Source organism: Phycisphaerales bacterium (assembly GCA_016716475.1).
Classification (GTDB): domain Bacteria; phylum Planctomycetota; class Phycisphaerae; order UBA1845; family Fen-1342; genus JADJWG01.
The window spans coordinates 1,014,566-1,039,088 of the sequence record JADJWG010000002.1; the positions used below are offsets into that span (position 1 = coordinate 1,014,566).

General features: G+C 65.5%; 22 protein-coding genes and 1 tRNA gene. 19 read left to right on the forward strand and 4 right to left on the reverse strand.

Translation table 11 applies throughout. The features are described 5' to 3' along the window. Positions 1–45: 45 nt before the first annotated feature. The 10 genes from IPM18_11795 (at position 46) to dnaB (ending at position 6,872) form a co-directional block, all read left to right on the forward strand. Positions 46–117, forward strand: a tRNA-Gln gene (locus tag IPM18_11795). 63 nt (positions 118–180) lie between these two features. After that, on the forward strand, positions 181–1,149 hold the full coding sequence (locus IPM18_11800; GenBank protein MBK9120267.1) for an NTP transferase domain-containing protein: 969 nt from the start codon (positions 181–183) through the stop codon (positions 1,147–1,149). Then, entirely contained in the window at positions 1,149–2,093 is a 945-nt protein-coding gene (locus tag IPM18_11805) for a ribose-phosphate pyrophosphokinase (protein ID MBK9120268.1), read from the forward strand. The genes IPM18_11800 and IPM18_11805 overlap by 1 nt, the downstream gene beginning before the upstream one ends. A gap of 58 nt (positions 2,094–2,151) precedes the next feature. Continuing rightward, a complete protein-coding gene (locus IPM18_11810) occupies positions 2,152–2,799 on the forward strand; it encodes a 50S ribosomal protein L25 (protein ID MBK9120269.1) in 648 nt (215 codons plus the stop codon). Positions 2,800–2,801: 2 nt separating this feature from the next. Beyond that, positions 2,802–3,425: an aminoacyl-tRNA hydrolase gene (locus tag IPM18_11815; GenBank protein ID MBK9120270.1), complete on the forward strand. Its 624-nt coding sequence runs from the start codon at positions 2,802–2,804 to the stop codon at positions 3,423–3,425. Beyond that, on the forward strand, positions 3,422–3,958 hold the full coding sequence (gene rpsF, locus IPM18_11820) for a 30S ribosomal protein S6 (GenBank protein MBK9120271.1): 537 nt from the start codon (positions 3,422–3,424) through the stop codon (positions 3,956–3,958). Before IPM18_11815 ends, rpsF begins: the two co-directional genes overlap by 4 nt. Positions 3,959–4,036: 78 nt before the next feature. Next, entirely contained in the window at positions 4,037–4,528 is a 492-nt protein-coding gene (locus tag IPM18_11825) for a single-stranded DNA-binding protein (protein MBK9120272.1), read from the forward strand. A gap of 80 nt (positions 4,529–4,608) precedes the next feature. Then, positions 4,609–4,857, forward strand: coding sequence for a 30S ribosomal protein S18 (rpsR, locus tag IPM18_11830; protein ID MBK9120273.1), 249 nt, complete (start codon positions 4,609–4,611; stop codon positions 4,855–4,857). A 61-nt stretch (positions 4,858–4,918) separates the two neighbouring features. Continuing rightward, positions 4,919–5,443 carry a 50S ribosomal protein L9 gene (gene rplI / locus IPM18_11835; GenBank protein MBK9120274.1) on the forward strand — a complete coding sequence of 175 codons (525 nt, stop codon included), beginning with the start codon at positions 4,919–4,921 and terminating at the stop codon, positions 5,441–5,443. Further along, positions 5,373–6,872 carry a replicative DNA helicase gene (dnaB, locus tag IPM18_11840; GenBank protein ID MBK9120275.1) on the forward strand — a complete coding sequence of 500 codons (1,500 nt, stop codon included), beginning with the start codon at positions 5,373–5,375 and terminating at the stop codon, positions 6,870–6,872. Before rplI ends, dnaB begins: the two co-directional genes overlap by 71 nt. A 50-nt stretch (positions 6,873–6,922) precedes the next feature. Here the strand turns inward: dnaB and IPM18_11845 are convergent, their stop codons facing one another. Then, positions 6,923–9,565: an AMP-binding protein gene (locus IPM18_11845; protein MBK9120276.1), complete on the reverse strand. Its 2,643-nt coding sequence runs from the start codon at positions 9,563–9,565 to the stop codon at positions 6,923–6,925. A 175-nt stretch (positions 9,566–9,740) separates the two neighbouring features. Here IPM18_11845 and IPM18_11850 point away from each other — a divergent pair, with 175 nt between their 5' ends. The 9 genes from IPM18_11850 (at position 9,741) to IPM18_11890 (ending at position 22,939) form a co-directional block, all read left to right on the forward strand. Then, entirely contained in the window at positions 9,741–11,369 is a 1,629-nt protein-coding gene (locus tag IPM18_11850; GenBank protein MBK9120277.1) for a hypothetical protein, read from the forward strand. 52 nt (positions 11,370–11,421) lie between these two features. Next, the gene (locus IPM18_11855) at positions 11,422–13,467 is read left to right on the forward strand and encodes a glycosyltransferase family 4 protein (protein ID MBK9120278.1); all 2,046 of its coding nucleotides are present in this window, start codon (positions 11,422–11,424) and stop codon (positions 13,465–13,467) included. Between the two features lie 137 nt (positions 13,468–13,604). Next, positions 13,605–14,699: a glycine cleavage system aminomethyltransferase GcvT gene (gcvT, locus tag IPM18_11860; GenBank protein MBK9120279.1), complete on the forward strand. Its 1,095-nt coding sequence runs from the start codon at positions 13,605–13,607 to the stop codon at positions 14,697–14,699. A 162-nt stretch (positions 14,700–14,861) separates the two neighbouring features. Then, entirely contained in the window at positions 14,862–16,634 is a 1,773-nt protein-coding gene (locus tag IPM18_11865; protein MBK9120280.1) for a hypothetical protein, read from the forward strand. A gap of 139 nt (positions 16,635–16,773) precedes the next feature. Beyond that, positions 16,774–18,498, forward strand: coding sequence for a DUF2961 domain-containing protein (locus IPM18_11870; protein ID MBK9120281.1), 1,725 nt, complete (start codon positions 16,774–16,776; stop codon positions 18,496–18,498). Positions 18,499–18,682: 184 nt separating this feature from the next. Next, positions 18,683–19,990, forward strand: a complete 1,308-nt coding sequence (locus tag IPM18_11875; protein ID MBK9120282.1) for an LPP20 family lipoprotein — start codon at positions 18,683–18,685, stop codon at positions 19,988–19,990. 103 nt (positions 19,991–20,093) lie between these two features. Beyond that, positions 20,094–20,273 (forward strand): hypothetical protein, encoded by a 180-nt coding sequence (locus IPM18_11880; protein ID MBK9120283.1) that lies wholly within the window; start codon positions 20,094–20,096, stop codon positions 20,271–20,273. 129 nt (positions 20,274–20,402) lie between these two features. Continuing rightward, entirely contained in the window at positions 20,403–21,650 is a 1,248-nt protein-coding gene (locus IPM18_11885; GenBank protein MBK9120284.1) for a hypothetical protein, read from the forward strand. Between the two features lie 104 nt (positions 21,651–21,754). Further along, positions 21,755–22,939 carry a hypothetical protein gene (locus IPM18_11890; GenBank protein ID MBK9120285.1) on the forward strand — a complete coding sequence of 395 codons (1,185 nt, stop codon included), beginning with the start codon at positions 21,755–21,757 and terminating at the stop codon, positions 22,937–22,939. A gap of 12 nt (positions 22,940–22,951) precedes the next feature. On the opposite strand, the gene IPM18_11895 is transcribed toward IPM18_11890, so the two are convergent. The 3 genes from IPM18_11895 to IPM18_11905 are packed head-to-tail and all read right to left on the reverse strand — an operon-like array spanning position 22,952 to position 24,435. Further along, positions 22,952–23,260, reverse strand: coding sequence for a hypothetical protein (locus IPM18_11895; protein MBK9120286.1), 309 nt, complete (start codon positions 23,258–23,260; stop codon positions 22,952–22,954). Positions 23,261–23,272: 12 nt separating this feature from the next. After that, positions 23,273–24,127 (reverse strand): FliA/WhiG family RNA polymerase sigma factor, encoded by an 855-nt coding sequence (locus IPM18_11900; protein ID MBK9120287.1) that lies wholly within the window; start codon positions 24,125–24,127, stop codon positions 23,273–23,275. Continuing rightward, complete coding sequence (locus IPM18_11905; GenBank protein MBK9120288.1) at positions 24,124–24,435, reverse strand: hypothetical protein; 312 nt, start codon at positions 24,433–24,435, stop codon at positions 24,124–24,126. The genes IPM18_11900 and IPM18_11905 overlap by 4 nt, the downstream gene beginning before the upstream one ends. Between the last annotated feature and the right edge of the window lie 88 nt (positions 24,436–24,523).

Consider the following 24,523-nt stretch of genomic DNA (forward strand, 5'->3'; position numbering starts at 1 on the left):
TCTCGCGACGAGCGTAGGTCGGCGAAGCGCCGGTCGGCGTGCCGTTACCCGGTGGTGTAATTGGCAGCACACAAGGTTTTGGTCCTTGCAGTCCTGGTTCGAGTCCAGGCCGGGTAGTGACCTGCCCGGCGAGCGTCCGACGGTGCAGGGCGTGACCGGCTTCCGAACGGAGTTTTCCGCATGGCTCAACCGCGCATCGGCGCCGTCGTTCTCGCGGCCGGAAAGGGCACGCGCCTCAAGAGCGAACTGCCCAAGGTGCTGCACGAGGTCTGCGGTCGGCCGATGCTGGCGTTCGTGCTCGACGCCTGCCGGGCAGCGGGCGTGGAGGAAGCGGTGGCGGTGGTAGGACACGGGCAGGAACTGGTGCGGGCGGCCTTTGCACACGACGCGGGTCTGCACTGGGTGGAGCAGTCGCCGCAGCGTGGCACGGGGCATGCGGTCATGGTATGCCGGGAGGAAATGGCCCGCTTCGAACATGTGCTCGTGCTGTGCGGGGATGGGCCGCTGATCCGGTCGGCGACCCTGAGCGAGCTGCTCGAACGGCATCTGGCCGAAGGCAACGCGGCGACGCTGGCGACGGCTGTGCTGGACGATCCGGCGGGCTACGGACGAATCTGGCGCGACGGTGAGGGGCGTTTCCTGGGCATCGTCGAGCAACTTGACTGCACACCGGAGCAGCGTGCCATCCGCGAGGTGAACCCGAGCTACTACTGCTTCCGGGTGGCCGATCTACTGATCGCGCTGGACCAGCTTCAGCCGAACAACGCCAAGAACGAGTATTACATCACCGACACCTTTGCGCTGTTTCGCGCGGCGGGGCGCCCGGTGGGCGCGGTGACGTCGGTGCCGCCCGCGGATATCTACAGCATCAATTCGCGCCATGATCTGGCGATGGTCAACGCCGTCATGCGAGACCGCATTCTGCGGCGGCTGATGGACGAAGGCGTGACGATCGTCGACCCCGCCACCACGTGGATCGACGCCCGGGCTCAACTCGGGCGCGACACGGTGGTGTATCCCTTCGTGGCGCTGACCGGACCGGTGCAGATCGGCGCCAACTGCCGCATCGGGCCGTTCGTGCATCTCGCCGGAGGCACGTCGATCGGGGACGGCACGGTACTGAGCGGCGCGCTGTCGGGAGGGGCGTGATGACCGGTTTCCGCATCTTCTCCGGGCGCAGCAACCGCATCGTGGCCGACCAGATTGCGCACTACCTCGGCTATCCGCTGGGGCGTGTGGCGCTGGATACTTTTCCGGACGGGGAAATCTCCCTGAAGCTGTTTGAAGACGTGCGCGGCCGCGACGCGTACATCGTGCAGTCCACCTGCCCGCCGGGCAATGAGCATCTAATGGAGCTGCTCATCTTCATGGACTGCCTGAAGCGGGCGTCGGCCAAGCGGATTACCGCGGTGATTCCGTACTTCGGCTACGCGCGACAGGATCGCAAGGACGAGGGCCGCGTCCCGATCACCGCCAAGCTGGTCGCGAACCTGCTGACGACGGCAGGCGCCGATCGGGTGCTGACGCTCGATCTGCACGCGGCCCAGATCCAGGGGTTCTTCGACATTCCCGTCGACAACCTGTCAGCGGAGCCGGTGTTCTCGGCGTACATCGCGTCGTTGCAGGTGGGGCCGGTGGTGCTCGTGAGCCCGGATGTCGGCAACGTGAAGCGGGCCCGCGTGTACGCGGAGCGGCTGGGCGGCGATCTGGCGATCATCGACAAGCGCCGCGTCAGCGGTACGGAAATCCTGACGCAGGCGATCATCGGCGATGTGCGCGACAAGACCGTCGTGATGGTGGACGACATCATCGCCACGGCGGGCACGGTCGCGCGGGCCAGTGAGCTCGTGCGCGAGCAGGGCGCGAAGCGCGTCATTGTGGCCGCTACGCACGGGGTGCTGTGCGGGCCGGCCGTGGAGCGGCTGATGGCAGCGCCGATTGACCACCTGGCGGTGACCGACACGATTCCGTTGCCGCCTTCCGTACGGGAGCGCTTACCGAATCTGACGGTGCTGTCCGTCAGTGAGCTGCTGGGCGAGGCGATTCGGCGCATTCATCGAAACGAGTCGGTGAGCAGTCTGTTCATGAAATAGGTTGCCGGGGTATCCGGCCACGCCGGCCGGCATCCCGCGCTGACCACGGAGTGCAGGTATGGAGATTACGACAATCAAGGGTGAAACGCGGCAGCCCGGCAGCCGCAATGCAAATGCGCGGTTGCGCAAGAGCGGGCTGCTGCCGGCGGTGATCTACGGTCACCAGTTGCCGCCAGAAACGGTCGCGGTGTCCCAGCACGACCTGGAGTTGGCGCTGCAGCACAACCAGCAGGTGGTGAAGTTGCTGGTCGACGGCAAGGAGACACAGTATCTCATCAAGGAAGTGCAGTACGACCACCTCGATGAGAAGCCGCTCCATGTCGACCTAGTGCGGGTCAACGCTGACGAACGCGTGCGGGTCACCGTCGCGATCGAGTTCCGCGGCGACCCGGTGGGCCTGCAGGCCGGCGGCACGCTGACCCAGGTGCAGAGCGAAGTCGAGGTGGAATGCTCGTTGCTCAACATTCCCGAGCGTCTGCGGGTCCGGGTCCAGCACCTGAACCTCAACGAGAGCGTCTTCGTACGCGATCTCGAGGTGCCGGAAGGTGTGCAGGTGCTCGACGAACCCACCACACTGCTCGCGATCGTACATCCGCCGCGCGGCACGACCGAAGAGGAAATTGCCGCAGCGGTCGAGGGTGAAGGTTCTGCCGAGCCCGAAGTGATCAAGAAGGGCAAGGAAGAGGATGCGGACGCGGGAGCGTGAGGGTGAAGCTGATCGCCGGCCTGGGCAATCCGGGACCGCGTTACGCGGAAACGCGTCACAACGTCGGCTACGACGTGGCCGACGAATTGGCGCGCCGCTGGCGTTGCGACCTGAGCCGCTTCGACCGGGACTTCGAGGGCCTGGTGGGCGAAGCCCAGGTGGGTACCGAGCGGGTGCTCCTGCTCAAGCCGCTGACCTTCATGAACCTCAGCGGGCGCAGCGTCGCGGCCGTATGCCGGTTCTACCGGCTGCCGCCCACGGAGGTGTTGGTGGTACACGATGACCTCGACCTGCCGGTCGGGCAGCTCCGCCTGCGAGCGAGCGGCAGCGCCGGCGGGCAGAAAGGCCTCGCTGACATCCTGCGGCACTTCGGTACGCAGGAGGTCGCGCGGCTGCGCATCGGCATCGGCAAGGCCCTGCGCGCCCCTGCAAGCGACTTCGTGTTATCCCGCTTTCTGCCGGACGAACGACCGGTGATCGACGCGACCGTGGCGCTGGCGGCCGAAGCGGCCGAGGCGTGGGTACGGCGTGGCATCGCGACGGCTATGAACGAGTTCAATCGCAGACGCGACGAAGAGCGCGGCAGCAGCCCCGCCGGTGGCGCGTCGGAAGGAGAATCATCTTGAAACGCTACGAAGGCCTGTTCCTGTTCGATACCGCCGTCGTGCGCGACTGGGCGGCGATTGAGGAGGAGATCAAGCGGCTGCTGGAGCGCATCGGCGCGACGCTGCTGGTGTGCGTGAAATTCGACGAGCGCAAACTGGCGTACGAGATCAAGAAGCGCAAGCGCGGCACGTACGTGCTGACGTACTTCGATGCCCCCACCGACCGAATCGCCGATCTGGAGCGCGACGTGCGGCTGAGCGAGGTTCTGCTCCGCGCGCTGCTCCTGCGAGCGGAGAACCTGACGGCCGAACGCCTGGCCGAGTTGCAGGCCCATCCCGCCGAGACGCCCCTGGCCCCGCTCCAGGGTGAAGGCCGTCGTCACGATGACGACCGCCGCGACCGGGGCGAGCGCGGTGACCGGGGTGAGCGCGGTGACGGGCGGCGTGGACGCGACTGGGATCGGCCTCGTGGTGATGACCGCGAGCATGGTGGCCGCGGACCGGGCGATGCCGGTCATGAGCACATGGACGAAATCGCCGAGGAGACCGTCTAGCAAACCCCCGGGGGCCGTGGTGCCGGGATGTCCGGGCCACGATCCCGTGGGTGTCGGCACGGGTTGAAGGGAGAGACCATGGCGAGCTTCAACAAGGTGATCCTGCTCGGCAATCTCACGCGCGACCCGCAGTTGCGCTACCTGCCCAGCAACGTCGCGGTCTGCGACTTCGGGTTGGCGGTCAACCGGCACTGGCGCGATCGTGACGGCAACCAGAAGGAGGAGACCTGCTTCGTGGATGTCTCAGCTTTCGGCAAGCAGGGTGAGACGATCAACCAGTACATGACCAAGGGCCGGCCGCTGTTGGTCGAAGGCCACCTGAAGTTCGACACGTGGACCGGCCAGGACGGACAGAAGCGCTCCAAGCTCAGCGTCATTGTCGACGGCTTCCAGTTCGTCGGCGGACGCGAAGGCGGCGGTAGCGCGCCGGCCGATCGCGGCCATGCGGCGCGCGACGACCAGGGCGACCGATCCGGTGGCCGCGGCGAACGCGCGGCGCCGCCCGATCACTACCCCCCCGACCGAGCGGAGGATTTGCCACCCCCAGCCGGAGATGACATTCCGTTCTGACCTGCCCCGCCGCGGGTCGTGACCGGACAAGGGACCGAAACAGACTCCATTCTCAGGAGAGTGCAACGATGGCGAAGTCGATGTTGAAGCAGGCCCGGGCGAAGCGACGGAAGGCCCGTCGCGCGGCCGAAACCCCGCGTTTCCGCGGTGCGAAGCTGAACGCGGAGCAATTTGATTACAAAGATGTGGCAACCTTGCAGCGGCTCACGACCGCGCAGGGGAAACTGTTCTCACGGAAGCGCACCGGACTCGACGCCGAGGCGCAGCGGCGGGTCGCGCTCGAGCTCAAGCGGGCGCGTTTCATGGCCCTGATGCCCTACGTAACGTGAGTCGAGCGGCGGGCGCGCGGCTGTGGCCGGGTGCCCTCCCCATAGAATGGAGAGTGTACACATGCGCTTGCTGTTGCTTGAAGATGTGCGCAAACTCGGTCACGTGGGTGACGTGGTCGACGTGAAAGCGGGTTACGCCCGGAACTACCTTCTGCCCCAGCGGCTCGCCACCGAGCCGACCGAAGCGAATCTGCGCGCGATTGAAGATCGGAAGCGGCAGGCCGCGGCCGAGCGGGCCGCCCGCCTGAAGCAGTACCAGGATCTCGTGGACCAGATGGTCGATGTCTCGATCACGATCGAGGCGGCCGCAAACCCCGAAGGCACCCTTTACGGCTCCGTGAGCGCCCGCGATATCGCGCACGCCTTGCAGGAGCTGGGCTACCCGGTGCAGCCCGACCACATCGCACTGGACGCACCGATCCGCAATCTTGATAATCGCATGGTGCGCGTGGAGTTCACTGACGAGGTCGCCACCGAGGTCAAGGTCTGGGTGGTGCGTGAGGGAGGCGCCGCGGATGTCAACGACACCGGAGCCGAAGACAACGCGGCTGAAGACGGAGATTTCGACTCCGACAGCGATACCTAGCGGCCGGTCGGGGCCGGGGCTCGAGCGCCTGCTGCCCCAGGACATCGACGCCGAGCGCGCGGTGCTCGGCGCGATGCTGCTGGAGCGGGAAGCGATTGCAGAAGTGATCAGCGTCCTGCGCGACGCCGGGGCGGCGGCTTTCCGGCTGGAGCGGCACCAGGCGCTCTACGACGTCCTCCTGCACCTGCACCAGCAGGATGCGCCGATGGATGAGCTCGTCCTGCGGGAGGAGCTCCAGCGACGTAACCTGTGGGAGTCGCTGGGCAAGTTCGAGTATCTGGGCCAGTTGCTGAGCACTGTGCCATCGGCCGCACGGGCGGCCCACTACGCCCGCATCGTCTATGACAAGTATCTCCTGCGGCAGCTTGTCAACGCCACGTACCGGGTCGCGGATCGCGCGATCGACGAAGAACTACCGGCGCGCGAGGTGCTCGACTACGCGGAGAAGGAGATCTTTGACGTCACGGAGCGGCGCGTCTCCGGGGAAGCACAGTTTCTGACGGTCTTGATCGAAGAGGCCTTCCGGACCCTCGAGAAACGCGGCAAGGATGCGCTCACCGGCGTGCCAACCGGGTTCCCCCTGCTCGACGCCCTCACCTGCGGCTTCCAACCGGGCGAACTCATCATCGTCGCCGGGCGCCCGTCCATGGGGAAAACCGCCCTGGGGCTCAACATGGCAGAGCACGTCGCGATCGTCGAGCGCGCGCCGTGCCTGTTCTTCTCGCTCGAAATGAGCCGGCAGCAACTCGCCCAGCGCATTCTGTGCAGCCGAGCGCGGGTCGATTCTCACCGGCTACGCAGTGGCCGGCACTCCAACCAGGACATGGCTCGCTTGCAGAGCATCGCTGCCGACCTCGCGGACGCACCGCTGCTGGTGGATGACACCTCCGACCTGACGATTACCGAGCTGCGCGCCCGGGCCCGCATGGCCTGGCGACGGCATGCGGTGAAAGCCATTTTCGTCGACTACCTCCAGTTGCTGCGGGTGCCCAAGAGTGAGAATCGACAGGTCGAGGTCGCCGCGATCTCCCGCGGCCTCAAGGCGCTCGCCAAGGACCTGCACGTCCCGGTCATCGCGATGGCTCAGCTGAATCGCGCCACGGAGGACCGTTCGCGCAAAGGCAATCGGCCGCGCATGAGTGACCTGCGTGAGTCCGGCGCCATCGAGCAGGACGCCGACGTGATCGCACTGCTCCACCGTGAGGCGTACTACCGTTCGCGGGAGGCCCGTGGTGACGAGGACGAACCCGTCGCGGTGGGCGATGATCCGGAAGAGAACGTCGCCGAGTTGATTATCGCCAAGCAGCGCAATGGCCCGGTGGATACCTTGAAACTGCACTTCAATAAGCAGTACACACGCTTCGATAGCCACCGTCCGGGGGGCTACGACGGGTATGTGCCGCCGGGCGACGCCGACGCCCCGTTCTGACTTCCGCACAGGTGCGCGGCTCGTCGTTTCCGCCAGTTGCAGCTACAGCGCTACTGGCCCGGTTGGGTACGGAGGTGCTCGCGCAGCGCCCGGTAGTCCGTTTTCCCTGTTCCCAGCACGGGTATCGTTTCAACCCATTCGACCCGGTTCACGTTGTGCAACGCCGAAAGTCCCGCCGTGCGGATGCGCTGGTTCACTTCCGCCCGGTCGAGCGGCTGCGTCGTGAAGAGCACGATTTCCGCGTGTTCTTCAGACGGTGTGGCCTCCACGGCGAGCGTTGGCCCCTCATCACTCTCGCGACCATACTGCTCCAACAGCACCGATTCGATGGCTGGCAGCGAAACCATCTCGCCACCGAGCTTCACAAAGCGCTTGAGGCGCCCGCGGAAAGTCAGCACACCATCCTCAGCAGCGCTGACCAGGTCGCCGGTGCGATACCATGATCGGCCCTCAAACTCGACGAAAGGGGACGCTACCTCGTCGCCAAGATATCCGCCGAAGATGCTCGGCCCGCGCACCAGCAACAGGCCGGTGGTTCCGGCCGGCACGCGCTGCTGCTCGTTGTCGGGATCGACGAGCACCCATTCCACCGACGGCAGCGGCAGGCCGATCGTGCCATGCCGCGGATCCTCGACGCGGTTCACGGACACTACCGGCGAGCACTCACTGATGCCATAGCCCTCGCAGATAACTGCCTGCGGGCAGCGCTCGGCCAGAGCCGCGTAGACGCGCTCCGGGCACTTCTCAGCACCCGTCACGCAAAGCCGCAGCGTGGCCAATTGTTCCGCGCGCGACGCTCGGACAATGCCATTGAGGAAAGTCGGTGTTCCGCAGAGCAGCGTCGCGCCGTAAAGCGAAGTTAGCTGAGCCAGGGCCCACGCCTCCGTGGGACTCGGGTGATAGACCGCCCGGGCGCCGGCCACGAGCGGTAGAATCGTCGTGATGGACAGGCCGAACGAGTGGAACGGCGGCAGGAAGCCCAGCAAACAGTCTGAATTGTACAGTTCGACAACCTGCAGCAGATCGCGCAGGTTCGTCAGGATGTTGCCGTGGGTGAGCGGTACCGCCTTCGGCAGCGACTCCGAACCGCTCGTCAGCAGCACGACGGCCGTATCCGGAACCCGCGCGCGGTCAAGTTCGCCCCACCAACACCACGCCTTCACGAGTGCCGCCAGTTTTTCCCACTTCGACAAGCCGGCCGCGAGGTCTTCGAGATAAACCAAGCGCGGGTGCAGAGCCGCAAGATCGGTCCCTTGCGATTCGATACGTTGCACCAGCGCGCGGGCCGTCAGGATGCGCTCGACGCCGCAGAGCTCAAGCGCGTGCTGTACATTGCGCGCCCCCGTGGTCCAGTTCACCATCACTGGAGTCTTACCCGCGAAGAGTGCTGCAAAATACGTGACGGCGGCCCCCGTTGCCGCCGGCAACATGATGCCGATGCGCTCGCCCGGCAAAGCGGCGAGGCGCGGCCGCAGCGCGAGGATGCCCGTCAGCAGGTTGCGGTAACGGAGAGCGCCGCGCACCTGGTCCGCAACGACATAACGTGCGGGTCCGCGCCGCGCTTGTGCGAGGAATACGGCCGTCAACGTGTTACCCGCGGGCAGCGTCGCGCGTGTGTTCCCGCCAGCGCCGTGCCAGCCGGCGGGCGGCGGCCGCAATTCCACCGGCCGCGTGACCACGGACTCCCCGCGAGCCGCGAGCAGCACATCGCCAACCGTCTGAAGGGCGTCGACATCACCCTCGCCAAAACCGAATTCCCGGCCGAGCCACAGCATCAACTCCGCCTTGGCGAGACTGTCGAGGCCGAGATCGTGGGCAAGGGTGGCATCGTCATCGAACTGCTCCACGCCTGAAAGCTCCCGCAGGTAGTCACAAACCCGCGCCCGGGTGCTCTCAGGCAGTCCGGCGAGTGACCCGCTAAGTCGGTTCCAGGTCGGTTCGGGCAGTTCGCGGGGACCGCCGCGCTCCCACCAGCCGTAGGGCACATGGCGCGCAGCCGGCGCTTCGGCGTTGTAGAAATCCTGCAGAAAGCTGTTGAGAGCCGTGCGCCCGCCCTCGCGCGGCAGGTCTTCCGGCTCGACGAAAGTCAGCTTGACCGTGCGTCGTGGCAAGCCCACGACGAAATTGGCGAGCAACAGCCCGGCGTACTTCCGCAACAGGTGGCCGACATCGGGTACCGCACCCCGCGCCATGCCGAAGCTGCTGCCCCAGAGGCCGGTAGTGCGTACCAGGACGACACGTGTCTCGGGCGCCGCGCGCAGAATCTGCTCCACCGAGCTCGTGCTGCCGATCACCTCGTACCGGCTGCGCATGATCTGTCCGGCCGGATAAAGCAGGATGTTGTCACCGGCTTGCAGCGCGGCCGTACAGACAGATACGACTTGCTGGACTTCCTCCTTGGCACCGGGACCGTAGCGCCGAATGTCGGGCAACCGGATCACGCGAACTCGCTGCGCAAGCCAGCGAATGAAAAAGCGGTCGATCTGGTCCTGATCCGCGAGCGGGCGTACCGCGAAACGGTGCTGCAGTGTCGCGGTCATGATGATCGGGTCCATCAGGGCGGGATGGTTTGGCAGGAACAGGATGCCACGTGTTCCGCGCGCCGCAACTGCATCCAGTCCGCACACCTGAATGCGGTAGCGCAGCCGCAAAAGTGCTTGGACAAACCACCCGAGCAACGTGTTCAGGAACAAGGGACACCTCCGAACAGCCAGCCACGTACCCGCACCCAGGGCGCGCCGGATCATAGTGGAACCGGAAGGGCGAGACGAAGGGTCCCCGTGGTACCCGCGTGGCATCGCCGGCCGGTCACCCTACAATGCCCACGCGGCGTATGTAGCGGCAGGTGGCGCCTCTGAGCTGGAGCTTATGTCCGAACCGTCAACCAAGCCGGCCATTCCACGGCACCCCGCCGCGCCGGCCCTGCGTCCGCTCGCGGACCAGGTGCGTGATCTCACCAACGAGTTGCGTTACCTGAAAGCCCGGGCGACCTACCGGTGGGCCGAGCGGCTGCGTCGCAGTCGTGCCTGGGCTGCCCTGCGGATGCTCCACGGCGGCTCGCAGGATCTCGTTGTCGTCGAGGCGCTGGGTGAACGTCACGCCGACGCGCTCGGCCAGGAAGTGTGGCTGCTGGAAGCACGCCCCCAACCCGACGCCGACCCCCTGCCCTGGACGCTTGTGGATCGCCGTGGAACCTGGCACGAAAGCCCCGCCGCCGATCGTCCCTGCGGCTATTGCCTGGTCTCGGAGCATGGCCGAGCCGAAGTTCCGTTCGCGAGCGAGCCGGTCCTGACTTTCTTGTCTCACGCCTGGAGCGGTCGAGCGGCCATCACTTATCGTGGGCGCCGCGAAATCATCGATCTGTATGCTCCTGAAGGCGGCACGCTGACGGTTTATCCAGCCCAAGCGCCGATGCTTCCTCCCGGTTCCAGGCGCGGGCCGTTAACAGGCCCCCCGGCGCGCGGCGCAGCGGGCGGATTCAGTGCGGGCGAAGAGCAGTTCATCCAGCGTGTGCGGGCGGCACAGGGGCGGGCCGTCGCCGTACATGTGCCACGCTGGCTTGGGGTGTCCAACTCCACCCGCGCGCTGTTCCCCCACACGTACGCCCTCCCCCCGAGCCCCGCGGTGGAACCTGCAATCATCGATCCAGCCGAACTACCCCACCATGCGGACGTGCTGCTCGCAACTGGTGCGCAGCACTTCATCTTCTCCGGCGGTGACGAGTTGCACTTTCTGCTCATGCAGGAGCTGCATTGTCGCGATGCCGGTTTGCGACTCGACCTGCTCTGGCATGGCGGCTATGTCTTTTTTGCGAAAGACTACGACTGGCGTGTCCTGCGACTCTGGATCGATGCCGCCCGCGCCGGACAGGTTCACACGATTGGTACGGTGAAAGCCGGGATGGAGTCCTTCTTCCAGGCGGCGGGCGTGCGGTCGCACCTGCTGCTCAACTACATCGCAGGCACACCGGAGCAGGCGCCGGACGTACCGACGGACCACTGGGAAATCGGCATGTGGATGTCGGATAACCAGTGGAAATCACCACATGCCATGCTCGCCGCCCTGCGGATGATCCCACGCGCCCGGCTGCACGCGGCCGGGTTGGGTCCACGGGCGCGCGAAGTGGTGGATTACTTCGGTATCCCGGTCGCGGAGTTCCACGAGCGTACCATCCCGGCGGCTGACCTCGCCGCGGGACTGCGCCGGACACACCTGACGCTCTATGTGACTTTCTTTGAATGTTGCCCGATGCTGCCTCTGGAGAGTTTCCAGGCCGGCATACCTTGCCTGATCGGCCCCAGCAGCCACCTGTTTGAGGACGATCCCTATCTCGCCGAGCGGCTGGTGGTGCGATATCCCGATCGGGCCGAAGTGATCGCCCGCTATGCGCAGCGCGCCCTGGAGGAGCGCCACGACTTGCTGGCTGCGTACCGCGCGTATGTCCCACGCTACAATGCCGCGGCGCAGCGCTCGCTCGCGGAATTCCTGGCCCAGTAGAGGCAGTGCCGCGGCGACAGGCGCGTGACGATCCAGGTACCGAGAGGACCGCGTGGCAACGATCTGCTTCGTAAGTTACGAGATCTACCCGACTACACCGGGCGGCTGCGGTGTACTGTTGCGCAACGCCGCCGAACTGCTCTTGGCTCGCGGGCACCGCATCGTCTTCCTGTTGGACGTACCGCACTCTGATTTCAAGCGTTTCCAGGAGCACGACCGCCTCCAGATGCCCAACGCGGAGCACTGCTGGGCCTACGAGGTGCAGGCGCTGGTCGGTGAGCGGGCCGGGTCCGAGCACGACGTCACCAGCACCTTCGCGCACCGCAGCCTGCGCTTCGCGCTCGCACTGCGGCGCGTGCAGGAGCACGAGTCCCTCGATTATGTGGAGTTTTTCGACTACTGCGGTCCGGCCTATTACGCCTTGGCCACGCGACTGTTCGAACCCAGCGGAGTCCCGACGGCGGCGCCGGTGATCGGCATCCGGCTGCACGGCTCGATCGAGCTCATCGACGAGGTCGGAGCAACCCATGATGTGAACCGTGACCGTTACCGGCTCTATGCCTTGGAACGCGGCGCCTTTCGGCTTGCGGATGCTATCCTTGCCCCGTCCCGGTCGTACTACGAAGCCACGGCTGCCCAGCGCTATGGCCTGCCGGCTGAGCGTGTCGCCGTCTCCCAATCCCCACGCCAGGATTTTCCACGCGTGACGCAGCGCCCTGCGCTCGACCGACACTTCCGGATCCTGTTCCTCGGCCGCATCTACCATCTCAAGGGGGTCGACCAGCTCGTACACGCCGCCTTGCTGCTGCTCCGGCGGCGCCCGCAATTGCGCTGCACTTTCGATCTCATCGGCCTTGACAGTGCGGAGAGTCCGTTCGGCACAAGCAGCATCGCGTATCTCCGCGCGCAGATTCCCCCGGCTCTGCGCCCGCGATTTGAGTTCCCCGGCCACGTCGAACGGGCTGCCATCGTGCGCCGCCTGGACGAAACCCTCTTTGCCGTGTTTCCCAACCGGTTCGAGTCCTTTTGCTACGCGTTGCACGAAGTCTACGACGCAGGTGTGCCGGTCATCATCAACAACTTGCCCGCCTTCCGCGCATTCTTCGAGCATGAGCGCAACGCCCTATTCTACGACGGGACGACCGAGGGCCTGCTGGCAGCGATGGAATGCCTGCTCGACGATGATGCCCTCCGTGAGCGCATCACCCGGCCTTACGCGGTCGCGACCGAACCGCTTGGCGTGTTCTATGACCATCCGCGACCGCTGGGCGCACCCGCGCCGGACGTCACTACTCCCACCGTGCTGGTGGTCGTGCTCGCACCCAAGGGTCTGGAATCCGCTGCAGAGACCCTCGGTGACTTGGCGGCACAGACCGCCCCCCCGGCAAAGATCGTGTGCCTTTTGCCGGCTGGCGACGAGGCAGACACCATCGTCCCGTGGTTGGGCCGACCATGGCGAGTTGTAGACCCACACGGTACCCCACAGGCAACTGTGGATTTCCTGACGCGTGATGCGCTGGTGACGCTTTGGGCAGGAGATCGCGCCGCGCCGGACTGGTTGGCGCGCTGTACCGCGGCTCTTCAACGGTGGCCGGCGGCAGCGTTTACCGGCACTTGGGCGCAGCGCGGTGGTCAGCTTGTGCCTTCGTTCCTCGACGTAGCGCCCGATCTGCACCCCTTCGACCACGGGGGCGAACTGACCCGCGTCCTGCTGCGCACACAACCGGGTCGGTTGGCCGTGGACCTGCTGGATGCGAATCTGGGTGCGCTCGGGGAACTTGGCGCGCTCTGGCGCGCCATCGGCCGGTGGGGCCCGGGTGTACTGCTGCCTGAACCACTGCTCGAACTCATCGACGATCGCCAGCCACTCGACCCGGTCTTGTTCCATTACCTACTTCTGAGTGCCGGCCGGGCGCTGCCGGATGGCTGGCAACGGGCCGCGGGCTTGCTCGCCACGCGTGTCACCGGGCACGACAGCACGAACACTGCCGCTTATGCAGAGCTGCTCGAGTTACGTCGCAATCTGCGCCGGCCGGGCTTCTACATGCGTAAAGCCGCTCAGAAACTGTTGGGGCGACTCCGCGGGAATCGCGGTTGATCCCATCTGAAACGCGTTCTACGAATCGTATAAACTGCACAACCCACGCGTCACCACGGCTTCTCCACAAACGAGTCGGCATCGAGTATCCTGCCTTGTTTCACCGGCTGGCTCGCCGGTGCCCAGGGATAAAAATCATGCTCCAGACACCGCTGCTTGACCTGCATCGCGATCACAACGCCCGTCTTGTCGATTTCGCCGGCTGGGAAATGCCCATCATGTACACGGGCATCGTCGAGGAGCACCAATATACGCGCCAGCACTGCACCATGTTCGACGTGTCGCACATGGGACGCGTCGAATTCCGCGGCCCGGACGCGGAGCGTTTCCTTGAATGGCTTAACACCCGCAACATCGGCACCAGCCAACCCGGTATGTGCCGCTACAGCCACATGTGCCGGGAGGACGGCGGCATCCTGGACGACGTGATCGTCTCGCGGGCTGCCGACCACTTCCTCGTGGTCTGCAATGCGTCGAACCGCACCAAGTTGCTCGCCTGGTGGGAACAGCATCGCAGCGGCTTCAACGTCGACATTACGGACCGCACGTTTGAAACCGCGATGGTTGCTCTCCAGGGGCCGGAGGCCCTCAGCACCCTTTCGCGCGTGTTGCCCCTGCCGCTCGATCTCGCCGGTTTACGCAACTACCGCTTCCTCGCCGGTAATGCCTTTGGGCTGGAGTACTTCATCGCCCGCAGCGGCTACACCGGCGAGGACGGCTTCGAAATCATCCTGCCGGTCAAACTGGCGCTCTCCGCAGCGCGCTTGGTCCTCAGCCAGTCGGCCGAAATCGGCGCCCCCATCCGGCTTGCCGGCCTCGGTGCCCGCGACACACTCCGGCTTGAGGCGGGCATGCCGCTCTATGGTCACGAACTGAGCGAAGACTGGGACTCCCTCTCCGCCGGCCAGGGCTGGGCCGTCGATCTCTCCAAGGATTTCATCGGCCGCGACACGCTTGCCCGTCTCAAGGAACAGGGGCCCGCCCGGCTCATTGCCGGCCTCGAACTCTCCGGCAAACGCATTGCCCGCCAGGGCGCGGCGGTACTCAGCGACGGTGAAGTCGTCGGCACCATTACCAGCGGCACGCAAAGCCCAACACTCGGCCGCAACATCGCGCTGACGCTCATCCGCAGCGATCTCGCGGTCCCTGGCACAGCCGTCGAGGTTGACATCCGCGGCCGGAACGAGGCAGCGGCGGTTGTGCCGCTACCGTTCTACAAGCGGCCGCGCTGAGCACAACACCGCGCACACGTTCACGGCCCCCGTTCCTCCGAGCGGTCGTTACACGCCTTTTACAGCACTCCGTCGCATTCTCGTGCATGCTAGTACCTATCCGGTCCGTGGTGGTAGCGTCGTCACGCTGTCGGCTGGCCGGACAGTACGAAGGAGCTCCGCATGTCCCGGATTGCAGTGCTGACAGGATGGATGATGTTGTGCACGGTCGGCAGCGCCGCCGGGCAGATCAAGGGTTCCGGCCACGGGGCGATTGAGCGGCTCCCGATCGCGGCGGCGGCGCTCACCTCGATGCCAATCAAGGAGTTGACCGTCTTCAAGGATGGTCATGCCATGATTGTGCATGAGGCAGAGATGCCGACGGAGGCCACGGGCGACGTCGTGCTCGATACGCTCCCCGCGCCGGTGCTCGGAACCTTCTGGCCCTACCTCCCGGATGACCGCGCACAACTCCGGGCGGTTGTAGCCGGCACACGGACTGTGACAACGGAGCACCGTGCAGGCCACCTGCGGGCACTTCTGACAGCCAACCCCGGGGCGCACGTCAGGATCACGGAAGTCACGGGCGACAGTTATTCCGCGATTGTCCTCGGTACAGATGCATCTTGCACACCGGATGCGGCCACCCCGCACACGGCTCCCCCCGCACCGGAAATGGAAGTGCTATTGCTAGAAGTGCAAGAGGGCGTCCGGGCCCTGCCCTTTGCGCATCTCCGTGACGTGACGTTTCGAGAACCTCCGCATCGCTCGATTGAAGTGCAGGAGGAACGGACACTGCTGACCTACAAGCTGGATTGGGGTACGGGCGCTCCCTTCCCGGAAGCAAAAATTGGTCTGACCTACGTCCAGCGCGGGGTGCGCTGGATTCCCAGCTACCGTGTATCCATTGATGGAAAGGGGCAGGCGCTCATCCGACTGCAGGCCACCCTCATCAATGACTTGGCGGACTTTGAGAACGCCGTGGTGAACCTCGTGGTGGGTGTCCCTTCGATTGGCTTCGCGAACACGACCGACCCGATGTCGCTGCAGGAGACCCTCGTGCAGGTCGTGCAGCACACCCGCGCCCGGCAACAGCAGGCCGACTACTTCAGCAACGCGATCATGTCTCAAACCGTGGCTTCCTACGGCTTCGCCGAGGCCGTGCCGGGCGGAACTTCCGATGGGCTGGACGCACTGGCCACCGACGCAGCGCGGTACGAAGACCTGTTCGTATTCACGCTGCCCGCCCTGTCGCTGCGGAAGGGTGAACGCATGGTCGTGCCTGTGGCCGAATACCGGCTTGAATATACCGATGTGTACACACTTGACGTCCCTGCCACACCACCCCTGGAGTGGATTTGCCAGGTCGACGAAGGCGCCAGCGCGGCGGTCCTGCAGGCCCTGCGGACGCCCAAAGTCATGCACCGCATTCGCCTGAAGAACAGCGGGCCCTATCCACTCACCACCGCTCCGGCCGTGGTACTGTGGGGTGATCGCCTGCTTTCGCAGGGGCTCATGACATATGCCCCCGTCGGCGGCACGGCCGATGTTGAAGTGACAACGGCCGTGGACATCCTCGTATCCAAGAGCGAGACCGAATCACAGCGCACGCCGAACGCGCTTAACTTGAATGGCACGCAGTACTCCCTGATTGAACTCGACGGAACAATCCTGCTTACGAACCGCCGGGGCACCCCGATCGAGGTTGAAGTGCAGCGCCACGTGCTCGGAAAAGTGACCGCCGCGGACCGCGAAGGCACTTCAGTGCAGACGAACTGGCTTGAGTATGACGGACCGGCCAGCACCTGGCGCGGTTGGTGGCGGGCCTGGGCCGCGCGTTATGGCGGGTACGGACCGCTCCACCTCAACGGCCTGGGGCGCGTGTCCTGGCGTGTGGCACTCGCCGCGGAGGAACAGGCCACCCTGACTTACGCCTGGTCCTACTACTGGCGCTGAGTGCTTCAGATGCGCGGGCGGTGGCGACACGGGGGACTCCGGGGCCGCCGCCCGCGCGCTTCTGCGCACCCGGACCGCCGGCACTTTGCCATTCCGGGGCACATTGCGGCGCACCCGCATGGCCCGCAGAATGGCTGCCATGCCGAAGGAACCTACAACCAAAACTGCGCGTTTCTTCCTCCTGGGTTCTTGGGCCGTGCTCGCGGCCGTAGTGCTGCCCGGCTGCGTGCCGCTCCCTGCCAGCGAACTCCGCACTACGGGAGACGTGCTCGCCGAGCAGCGCGCCGCCGCTACACCGCCTGACCCGGCGCGCGCCGATGTCGGCCTCACAAGTCTCGCTGACCCCACCCCCCTGCCCACCTTCGGTCCATGGCAGTACGAGCAGTTCGCCAGCCACAATCGCAAGCCCGACCGCGGCCTCTGGAATCCCGGCGGCAAGGACTTCAATAACTTCATCGCTCGTTACGGGGGGGGGCGTCTCCTGCTCTTCGAAGATCTCGACGGACCACCCCCGGATACCGTCAACCTCGGCGGCTACTTGCTCGCCGCCGTCGATGATGGTCCTGGCTTTGTCGGCCGAATGTGGTTCACACGCTTTACCCTCGCCGACGTGTTCAGTCCACGACTTCTGACCGGCGAGGGTCTCGGCCGTTTTGAGCAGGAGCGGCTGCGCATCTATGTCGACGACCTTCGTGCACCGGCCGTCGACGTACCCCTCGCGGCGTTCGGACAGACGGCCCCATTCAACATGCCACTGGCGGGCCCGAACTCCTCCGCCGTACTCAGCTATGTGCCAATCAGCTTCGAGCGCCGCCTGCGCATCGTTCTCGCCGACGCCCAGCCGCTCGCGGGTTACTTCTATCACGTAAACGTCCAGCGAACCGCGACACCCACGCGTCCGTTCTCGGTGCGGTTGGCCGACGATTCCACCTATGACCGCGCCGTTGCGACGTTGACCGCCCGCACCCTGCCCGAGATTGGCCGGCCGCGCGTGGTGGTCGATCATCTCCCGGTTACCCTCATGCCGCAGATCTCAACGACACTGTTCGATCATCTCGGTGCCGGCACCGTGACCACCCTGCGGCTGCGTTCCACGGTCAGTGCCGCCGCGGCGTGGCGCGACGTGCGCCTCCGGATCACCTACGATGAAGCGATCGACGCCGCCATCGACGTTCCGCTGTCCGCGTTCTTCGGCCTGCACGAGGCCGTGGCCCCCTTCGAGACGCTGCCGCTTGCCGTTACGATCCAGAACGACGAACTCGTAGCCACTTGCCGCCTGCCGATGCCATTTCGCCGCAACGTACATATCACGCTGCATCACGACGGCCCGAGCCCCGTGCCCCTCGTGGTGGATGTCGCCCTGGCAGATCTACTACCGCCTGAACCGTTCGGGTACCTCCACGCGCGCTTCCACGAGGTCGCTGGCCCACAGCCACGCGGCAGTCGACACGAGGTTGTCACGCTCGTTGGCCGTGGGCGGTACGTCGGAACCTTCGCCTTCGGAGTTGGCCGCCCGGACGAGCGGGTAACGGAAATCTCGGGCGCCCTGAATCTCCTCGAAGGAAACGAATCCGGTACGATCGACGGCCGGCGCCGAATCCCCGGAACCGGTACCGAAGACTATTACAACGGCGGGTTCTACTTCGGGACGGGCCCCTTCGATCATCCCCTTGCGGCGTGCAACCATGTGGCCGGCGGCCCTGCCGATGCGCGCGGATCGTTCTCAGCGGTGCGTTGGCACCTCCTCACCGACACCATCGACTTTACAGATTCGTTCGCGCTCAACTTCGAATACGGTGCCAATCATCCGCGCCTGGTCGAGCGCTACGCGACGGTCGGGTATTATTATCTGGACCGGCCGTAGGCGTGGTCCGGCCTGCCGCCACCCGTTTGGTGGTCGCCGCGGCGCACCCGCCGGTACGATGGCGAGCGGACTAACCCCCGGGCAGGCCCGCTGTCTAAGCCAAGCGCTACTCGGCGGAAGGCCCGGCCGAGCGGCGCTGCGGTGCCGAGAGAGCTATTCACCCGGGAAGAAAGGGAACAGAGCGATGCGCAGACTCAACGCGGTGACGCTGGTAGTCATGCTCCTGAGCGGGGTCCTGTCCGCCGGAGCGCAGGGGGTTTCACCGGAGCAGAACAAGCTCCTTTCGAAGCGCGCAGCCGAAGCTGATGCGTATCGTAAACTCGCGGAAGCGGTCTACGGTTTGCAGATTAACTCGACCACCTACGTGCGCGACTTCGTAACGGAATCGGATGACATCCGAACCAGCGTGGACGCCTTCATCAAGGGTATCCGGCTGGGCGAGCCACGCTGGTACGAGGACCTTTCCTGCGAAGTACCCGCCGAGGTCACAGTTGCAAGCGTGATCGAGACGCTGCGCTCCAGCCATGAACGGCACTACAAGGGCAACAGCATCCGGACGGAAGACTTCGTCAGCATGACCCAGCGCATCGAGAAGAAAATCATCAAGGTGACTGGCATGGGGGCGCCACGCCCGGACTTGCCGCCGGATCTCCCGATCGGAGTCGAGGAATATCTCACGCCCCCACCGCCGGAACTTCCGCCCGCCCCGATACCCGACATCTGGCGCCAGGTCGGTCCCCAGGCCCGGCTCATGGCGATCCGCGCCGCGCGCGTCGATGCGATTCGGAAACTCGCGGAGCGCATCCGCGGGCTGCGCCTGACCTCGACTACGCAGGTGCGCGATTTCGTCACCGAGAGCGACGAGATTCTCACCGAGCTCAACACAGTCATGGCCACGTCCGGCGAGGAAATCCGCACCTACCTGCATCACAATGAGCTGATCGCGGAAGTTACCATCCGCATTCCGACTGAGCAGGTCATCACCACAATCAAGAAGCTGCACAGCCGGCACTACAAGGGCGGCGAGGTGCGCGGCCACGATGTCGAGAACATCGTCAAGACGGTCGTCAAGCGCGACTTCGAGGCCACCGGCATGGGCGTACCACCGGCCCAATACGTCCAGCGCGCCAACCAGAGCGCAACGTTCCCGGCACCCGACTGGTCACTGCGGCCGCTGCAGGCCACCGGCCAAGGCACCGACCCCGAGATTGAGACACCGCAGGGGCGGCTCAAGGCCGTTCGGGCAGCCGAGCTCGATGCGAAGCGCAAGCTCGCCGAGCAGGTCGTGGGGCTTCAGATTCGTGGCACGACCTATGTCCGGGACTTCGTCACCGAATCCGATGAGGTGCAGACGCTGGTAGATGCGATCATTGTCGGTGCGGTCATCACCCGCACGGAGATTGCCGACGGCGTCGCGAACGTGACGGTCGCCGTACCCGGCATGGAGCTCTGGGCCATCCTGCACCGGCAATTGATTCGCAGCAGCCGTTAGCCCGGAACTGCAGCCACGCTTGGTTTTTGGCCGCTGTGCTGTCGTGCCGTGGGTAGCATGACGCCAGCGGCCCTTCGATCCGCAGATTCGTGGAGAGGTACACATGTCCAACAAGTTCGTGCATCGACTGGGATGGATCGCCGGCACGCTGGCGGCTTTGTTCATCGTGTTTGGCAGCACCGGCTGCGCGAAGAAGGAGCGGCGTACGGTCGTGGTCGAGGAGCGTGAGCACCACGGCGAAGTGCGCGAGGTGCCGCCCGGCGACGAGATGATCGTCGAGTAACTCCCGTTCGGCTGGACGGACGCGATGCTGCCACCCCCTTGTCATCTCCCGGGCTGCCCTCGCCGGTTTCGCCCGGCGAACGCGTCGCGCTGCGCGGGCCGGCCATCCTGCCCTGGGGCTGCGCTCGTCATGGCACTGGCCGGCACGTGCCTCGTGCTCGCCGGTCCGCCCGCCAATCCGGCTGAGCGCACGGCGCTCGAGCAGGTTGCGTTGGCCCGGGCCCGCACGGCCATGCTTGCGCAGTTGGGCCCGTTACCCATGGGACAGGGGTCACTGCAGGAATGGCTGCGTGAAGACGTGGACCTCGACCGCGCCGTACGTTTCTGGGCGCGCACCTGGCCGCAGCAGGGCCGCTTCCGTTGGTACAGTGATGGCGTCTGCGAAGTCGATGTTCGCGTCACGCCAGAAGACTTGCGGGCAGGTCTGCAACCGCTCTTGAGTGAGTATCCCTTGGCCTCGGAGCGCCGTGGAGTCGACGAAGAACGGCTTCGCTCGATAGCTCGGGCCTGGCCGGTACTTTGGGCGACCGGCGCAGCCGGAGAAAGTGGACCGCTGCGGAGCCCGAATCCGTCGGGTTGGGAAGATGTAACGCGTGACGGTCTCGAGTTGGCCCGCGCCGCTGCGACAGCCGACGCCGTGTACGCCCTGCTGGACGAAGTCAGCCGTCTCAAGATTTCGAACGCGCGCCGCCTGCGGGACTTTCTGGCCAGCGGTTCGAATGTGCGCGAGGCGACGCGTGCCGCCTTGGCGCGTTCGGCGAGCGTCCGCGTGCGGTTCGAGCCCGACCAGGTCGCCGTAGCCGAGGCCAGCATCGACATGCGGACGCTGCTGGGGATACTCACGGAAGTGTGTGCAGCACACCCGGAACGCGGGGAGTACCAGGCCGCTGACTTCCGCGAAATGGCCTTGTTGGCGGAGCGCGAGACCCTGACCGCCCGCGGCCTGGCGCCGCCTCCACAGGCGGAAACGCTCCGCACCCGCTATCGACTGATCGAGTATGACGCGCCGGCCTGGAGCCACACCACGGCGCGGGCGGTGGGCCGGGCCGAGGTCACCTTGGCCGAGGCGGAGGAAGACGTACGGCTCGAGGCCGCGCGACTGGATGGGATTGACCAGTTGCGCCGGGCGCTTGATGCACTGGAGGTTCGTCCGAATGTCACGCTCCGGTCGATCCTGGGCTATCACACCGAACTGAAGGGGGACTTGGCGCTGCTGTTGGGTAGCGCCAGGGTCATGGGTACGCCTGTCCGCCGTGCGGACGGTGTGCTTGAAGTGCGTGTGGAACTGCCCTTGCGGCGCGCCTGGGAAATCGTGCGGCGGGTGATGGAGATCGAGGAAGTGGAGCCGTCGGCTGGAACTGGAACGACAGGCGCCTGAGACGCGGCGGACCGCGGCAGCGATTGTTCCGCGAGGATACGAAGATCGTCGTCCCGGGTTCAACAGGGCACTGCGGTGCCCGCTGTGAAAGGAACGAAGTACCCATGCGAGCATTCACGCTGATCGGAATTCTGCTGGGCGGGAGCCTGCTGGTTGCACCGCGCAGCTTGGCACAGGAAGCCGCCTCGCCGGGAGACGACGAACGCCGCACCGTGACCGTCGAGGCCGAAGGTTACAACAAGGACGATGCCGTGCGGCAGGCGCTGCGCAAGGCGCTTGAGCAGGGTGCCGGCGTCTGGATCAGCAGCCAGTCGGAGGTGCGCAACTTCGAACTGCTGCGCGACACGATTTACAGCATGGCGAATGGCATCGTGACCGACTACCAGATTCTCGACCAGCGCGAGGTTGCCGGTGGCACCTGGAAAGCCCGCATCCGTGCCACCGTGAGCCGCAGCACGGTCGTGCAGCAATGGGGCGAAATACGAGCGACGCTCGAGCAGATGGGGAATCCTCGCATCATGATTCTGATCGACGAGCGCATCGACGAGCGTCCGCAGCCCGCGTCCATCGTGGAACGCCGCATCGCCGAGATGTTCACGAAGGCCGGTTTCAACGTCATGTCACGCACCGGCTTCAACGACCAGCAGCGTCGTGAGGCGGATGCCGCGCTCATCAAGGGCGACGACGCCAAGCTTCAGCAACTCGCCAAGGACATCGGTGCCCATGTCTACATTCGCGGCTACGCGCGCGCCGATTGGGCCGGCCTGCGCGAAGTCTTCGGCAACCCGGTCGCCTTCTACAACTGCACGGTGATGGCCGAGGCCTATCGCACGGACACGAACACCATGCTCGCGAGCGAGTCGATTCCCGCCCGCGAGCGCGGCGTGCGCGGCACACGCACCAACAGCCCTCAGGCCGCCATGCAGGCGCTCGTCGCGGCGACCTTCCCCGACACCGATCGCCGCGAGCCGGTGCTGGCCATCAAGCTCTTTGAATCCGTTATGGAGAAGTGGGCTCGCGAAATCGGCGGCGGCGGCGAGATCGTCTTCGAGGTCGAGCGGATGGATTTCGCCAACTATGTCCGCCTGCGCCGGGCGCTCGAGCAACTCCGGGGCATTCAGAGCGTCCATGGTGACTTCAGCGACGGCTACGCCACCTATCGCCTGACGGCCGACATCAACGCCCAGACGTTCGCGGAATTGCTGCTGGATCCGCCCCTCAGCGAGCTGGTCGAAGTGCGTGACGTGAAGCCGAACCGCGTCCGGGCTGCGGCAGTGCGGGCCAACTGAGTGCCCTGTGCGCTATGCGGTCAGATCTATGGCGCCCCCGGCCGGCTCAGCGCCGCGCGTTTCGTCCGCGGCGCGCGGCGTATGCTCCTCGGCCTCGTCGTCGGCGGGCCGGCCCTGGCTGCCGCTGCCTTCGGCATCTGCGAAAACCTGGGCGTCGCGGTCACTCGCTTCAATGATGTCTTGTAATTTATCGGCGAAACTACCCCCGCTCACCCGATCGGCCTGGGCGGCATCCGTCCGACTCTTGTCCGCCGCGGCCCGCTGCTGGGCGCCTTGGATCTGCGCAATCGAGCCGAGCCAGCCGGGGGGAATCGCGGACATGGCAGTCTGTCCTCACGAGGCGTCGGCCGGTTGCGGAGCGGCGGCCTCGGCGCGGGCCTGAAGCTGCGCGCGCAGGTTGGCGAGGATCGCAGAATGCATCTGGCTGACGCGGGACTCGGATAGATCGAGCGTCTGCCCGATCTGCTTCATGGTCATCTGCTCGTAATAGTACAGCACGACGATGAGCTGCTCGGCACGGCTTAAGCTGCGCGTGAGCAGTTCCTTCAGGTCCTGCTTCTGGGCTTCGGTCACGGGATCAGTGCCACGCTCGTCGGGCAGGACGTCAATCTCGAAGATGTCCCTCTGAGAATCGGGATCGGTGAACTTGCGCGAAAGTGACACCAGTGAGACCGCGCTGGCGTCACGGAGCAGCTTCTGAAACTGGCCGCGCGACATGTTCAGCCGACGGGCCAGTTCATCGTCGCTTGGAATCCGACCCAGTTCGACCTCCAGTGCACGTGTCGCACTGGCGAGCTTCTGCGCCCGGTGTCGCACCAGCCGCGGCACCCAATCCATGCTGCGCAGCTCGTCGAGGATCGCGCCGCGAATCCGCGGGGCGCAATAGGTCTCGAACTTGACTCCGCGCTCCAGGTCAAAGGCGTCGATCGCATCGACCAGCCCGAAAATCCCCGAGCTCATCAGGTCATCGACATCAACCTCATCCGGCAGCTTCGCACCAATCCGTTCCGCGTTGTATCGCACGAGGTAGAGATAGTGCTCGATCAGCTTGTTGCGGAGCGTATCGCCCCCCGTCGCTTTGAATTCCTGCCAGACCTGCAGAACCGCGGCCGCATCCGGTAGCGACTGAACGCGGTGTTCACGACTGACGCGGCGCAGCCGGCCGCGGGGATTACGTCCGCGTGTCATGCGACAGCCCCCTCGTCCTGTGCCCCGGTCTCGTGTTCCTCAACCTCGTCCGACACATCTCCGGGTGTCAGGATGGCCTGCACGGCCGCTTTGTGCTCCTGGTCGATCAGCAATTTGCGGCGTTGCAGGTAATCTCGCAGCACCGTCTTTGCGGTCCACGCCGCGGCCTGCCCCACCCCGGCTCCCACCAGGAGCGCGACGATGGCGCGCAGCAAAATGACCGTTGCCGAGTTACCCGCCAGGAGGCCCGCCACAACGGCGACCGCGAAAGCGAGCAGCCCGATCTGTGCTCCGGTTGTACCGACCAAATCGACACCTTCCTTGGTGGTTCCTATCGGTTGCGTGGTACGCGGTCTTGCAGCGCGGTCCATTCAGAAACATGCCCGCCAACCGCTT

Excerpts from the sequence above, each read along its gene's own strand:
- IPM18_11800 (MBK9120267.1), top strand. The coding sequence starts at position 181 with ATGGCTCAACCGCGCATCGGCGCCGTCGTTCTCGCGGCCGGAAAGGGC.
- IPM18_11805 (MBK9120268.1), top strand. The coding sequence starts at position 1,149 with ATGACCGGTTTCCGCATCTTCTCCGGGCGCAGCAACCGCATCGTGGCC.
- IPM18_11810 (MBK9120269.1), top strand. The coding sequence starts at position 2,152 with ATGGAGATTACGACAATCAAGGGTGAAACGCGGCAGCCCGGCAGCCGC.
- IPM18_11825 (MBK9120272.1), top strand. The coding sequence starts at position 4,037 with ATGGCGAGCTTCAACAAGGTGATCCTGCTCGGCAATCTCACGCGCGAC.
- rpsR (MBK9120273.1), top strand. The coding sequence starts at position 4,609 with ATGTTGAAGCAGGCCCGGGCGAAGCGACGGAAGGCCCGTCGCGCGGCC.
- rplI (MBK9120274.1), top strand. The coding sequence starts at position 4,919 with ATGCGCTTGCTGTTGCTTGAAGATGTGCGCAAACTCGGTCACGTGGGT.
- dnaB (MBK9120275.1), top strand. The coding sequence starts at position 5,373 with ATGTCAACGACACCGGAGCCGAAGACAACGCGGCTGAAGACGGAGATT.
- IPM18_11850 (MBK9120277.1), top strand. The coding sequence starts at position 9,741 with ATGTCCGAACCGTCAACCAAGCCGGCCATTCCACGGCACCCCGCCGCG.
- gcvT (MBK9120279.1), top strand. The coding sequence starts at position 13,605 with ATGCTCCAGACACCGCTGCTTGACCTGCATCGCGATCACAACGCCCGT.
- IPM18_11865 (MBK9120280.1), top strand. The coding sequence starts at position 14,862 with ATGTCCCGGATTGCAGTGCTGACAGGATGGATGATGTTGTGCACGGTC.
- IPM18_11870 (MBK9120281.1), top strand. The coding sequence starts at position 16,774 with ATGCCGAAGGAACCTACAACCAAAACTGCGCGTTTCTTCCTCCTGGGT.
- IPM18_11875 (MBK9120282.1), top strand. The coding sequence starts at position 18,683 with ATGCGCAGACTCAACGCGGTGACGCTGGTAGTCATGCTCCTGAGCGGG.
- IPM18_11880 (MBK9120283.1), top strand. The coding sequence starts at position 20,094 with ATGTCCAACAAGTTCGTGCATCGACTGGGATGGATCGCCGGCACGCTG.
- IPM18_11885 (MBK9120284.1), top strand. The coding sequence starts at position 20,403 with ATGGCACTGGCCGGCACGTGCCTCGTGCTCGCCGGTCCGCCCGCCAAT.
- IPM18_11890 (MBK9120285.1), top strand. The coding sequence starts at position 21,755 with ATGCGAGCATTCACGCTGATCGGAATTCTGCTGGGCGGGAGCCTGCTG.
- IPM18_11895 (MBK9120286.1), bottom strand. The coding sequence starts at position 23,260 with ATGTCCGCGATTCCCCCCGGCTGGCTCGGCTCGATTGCGCAGATCCAA.
- IPM18_11900 (MBK9120287.1), bottom strand. The coding sequence starts at position 24,127 with ATGACACGCGGACGTAATCCCCGCGGCCGGCTGCGCCGCGTCAGTCGT.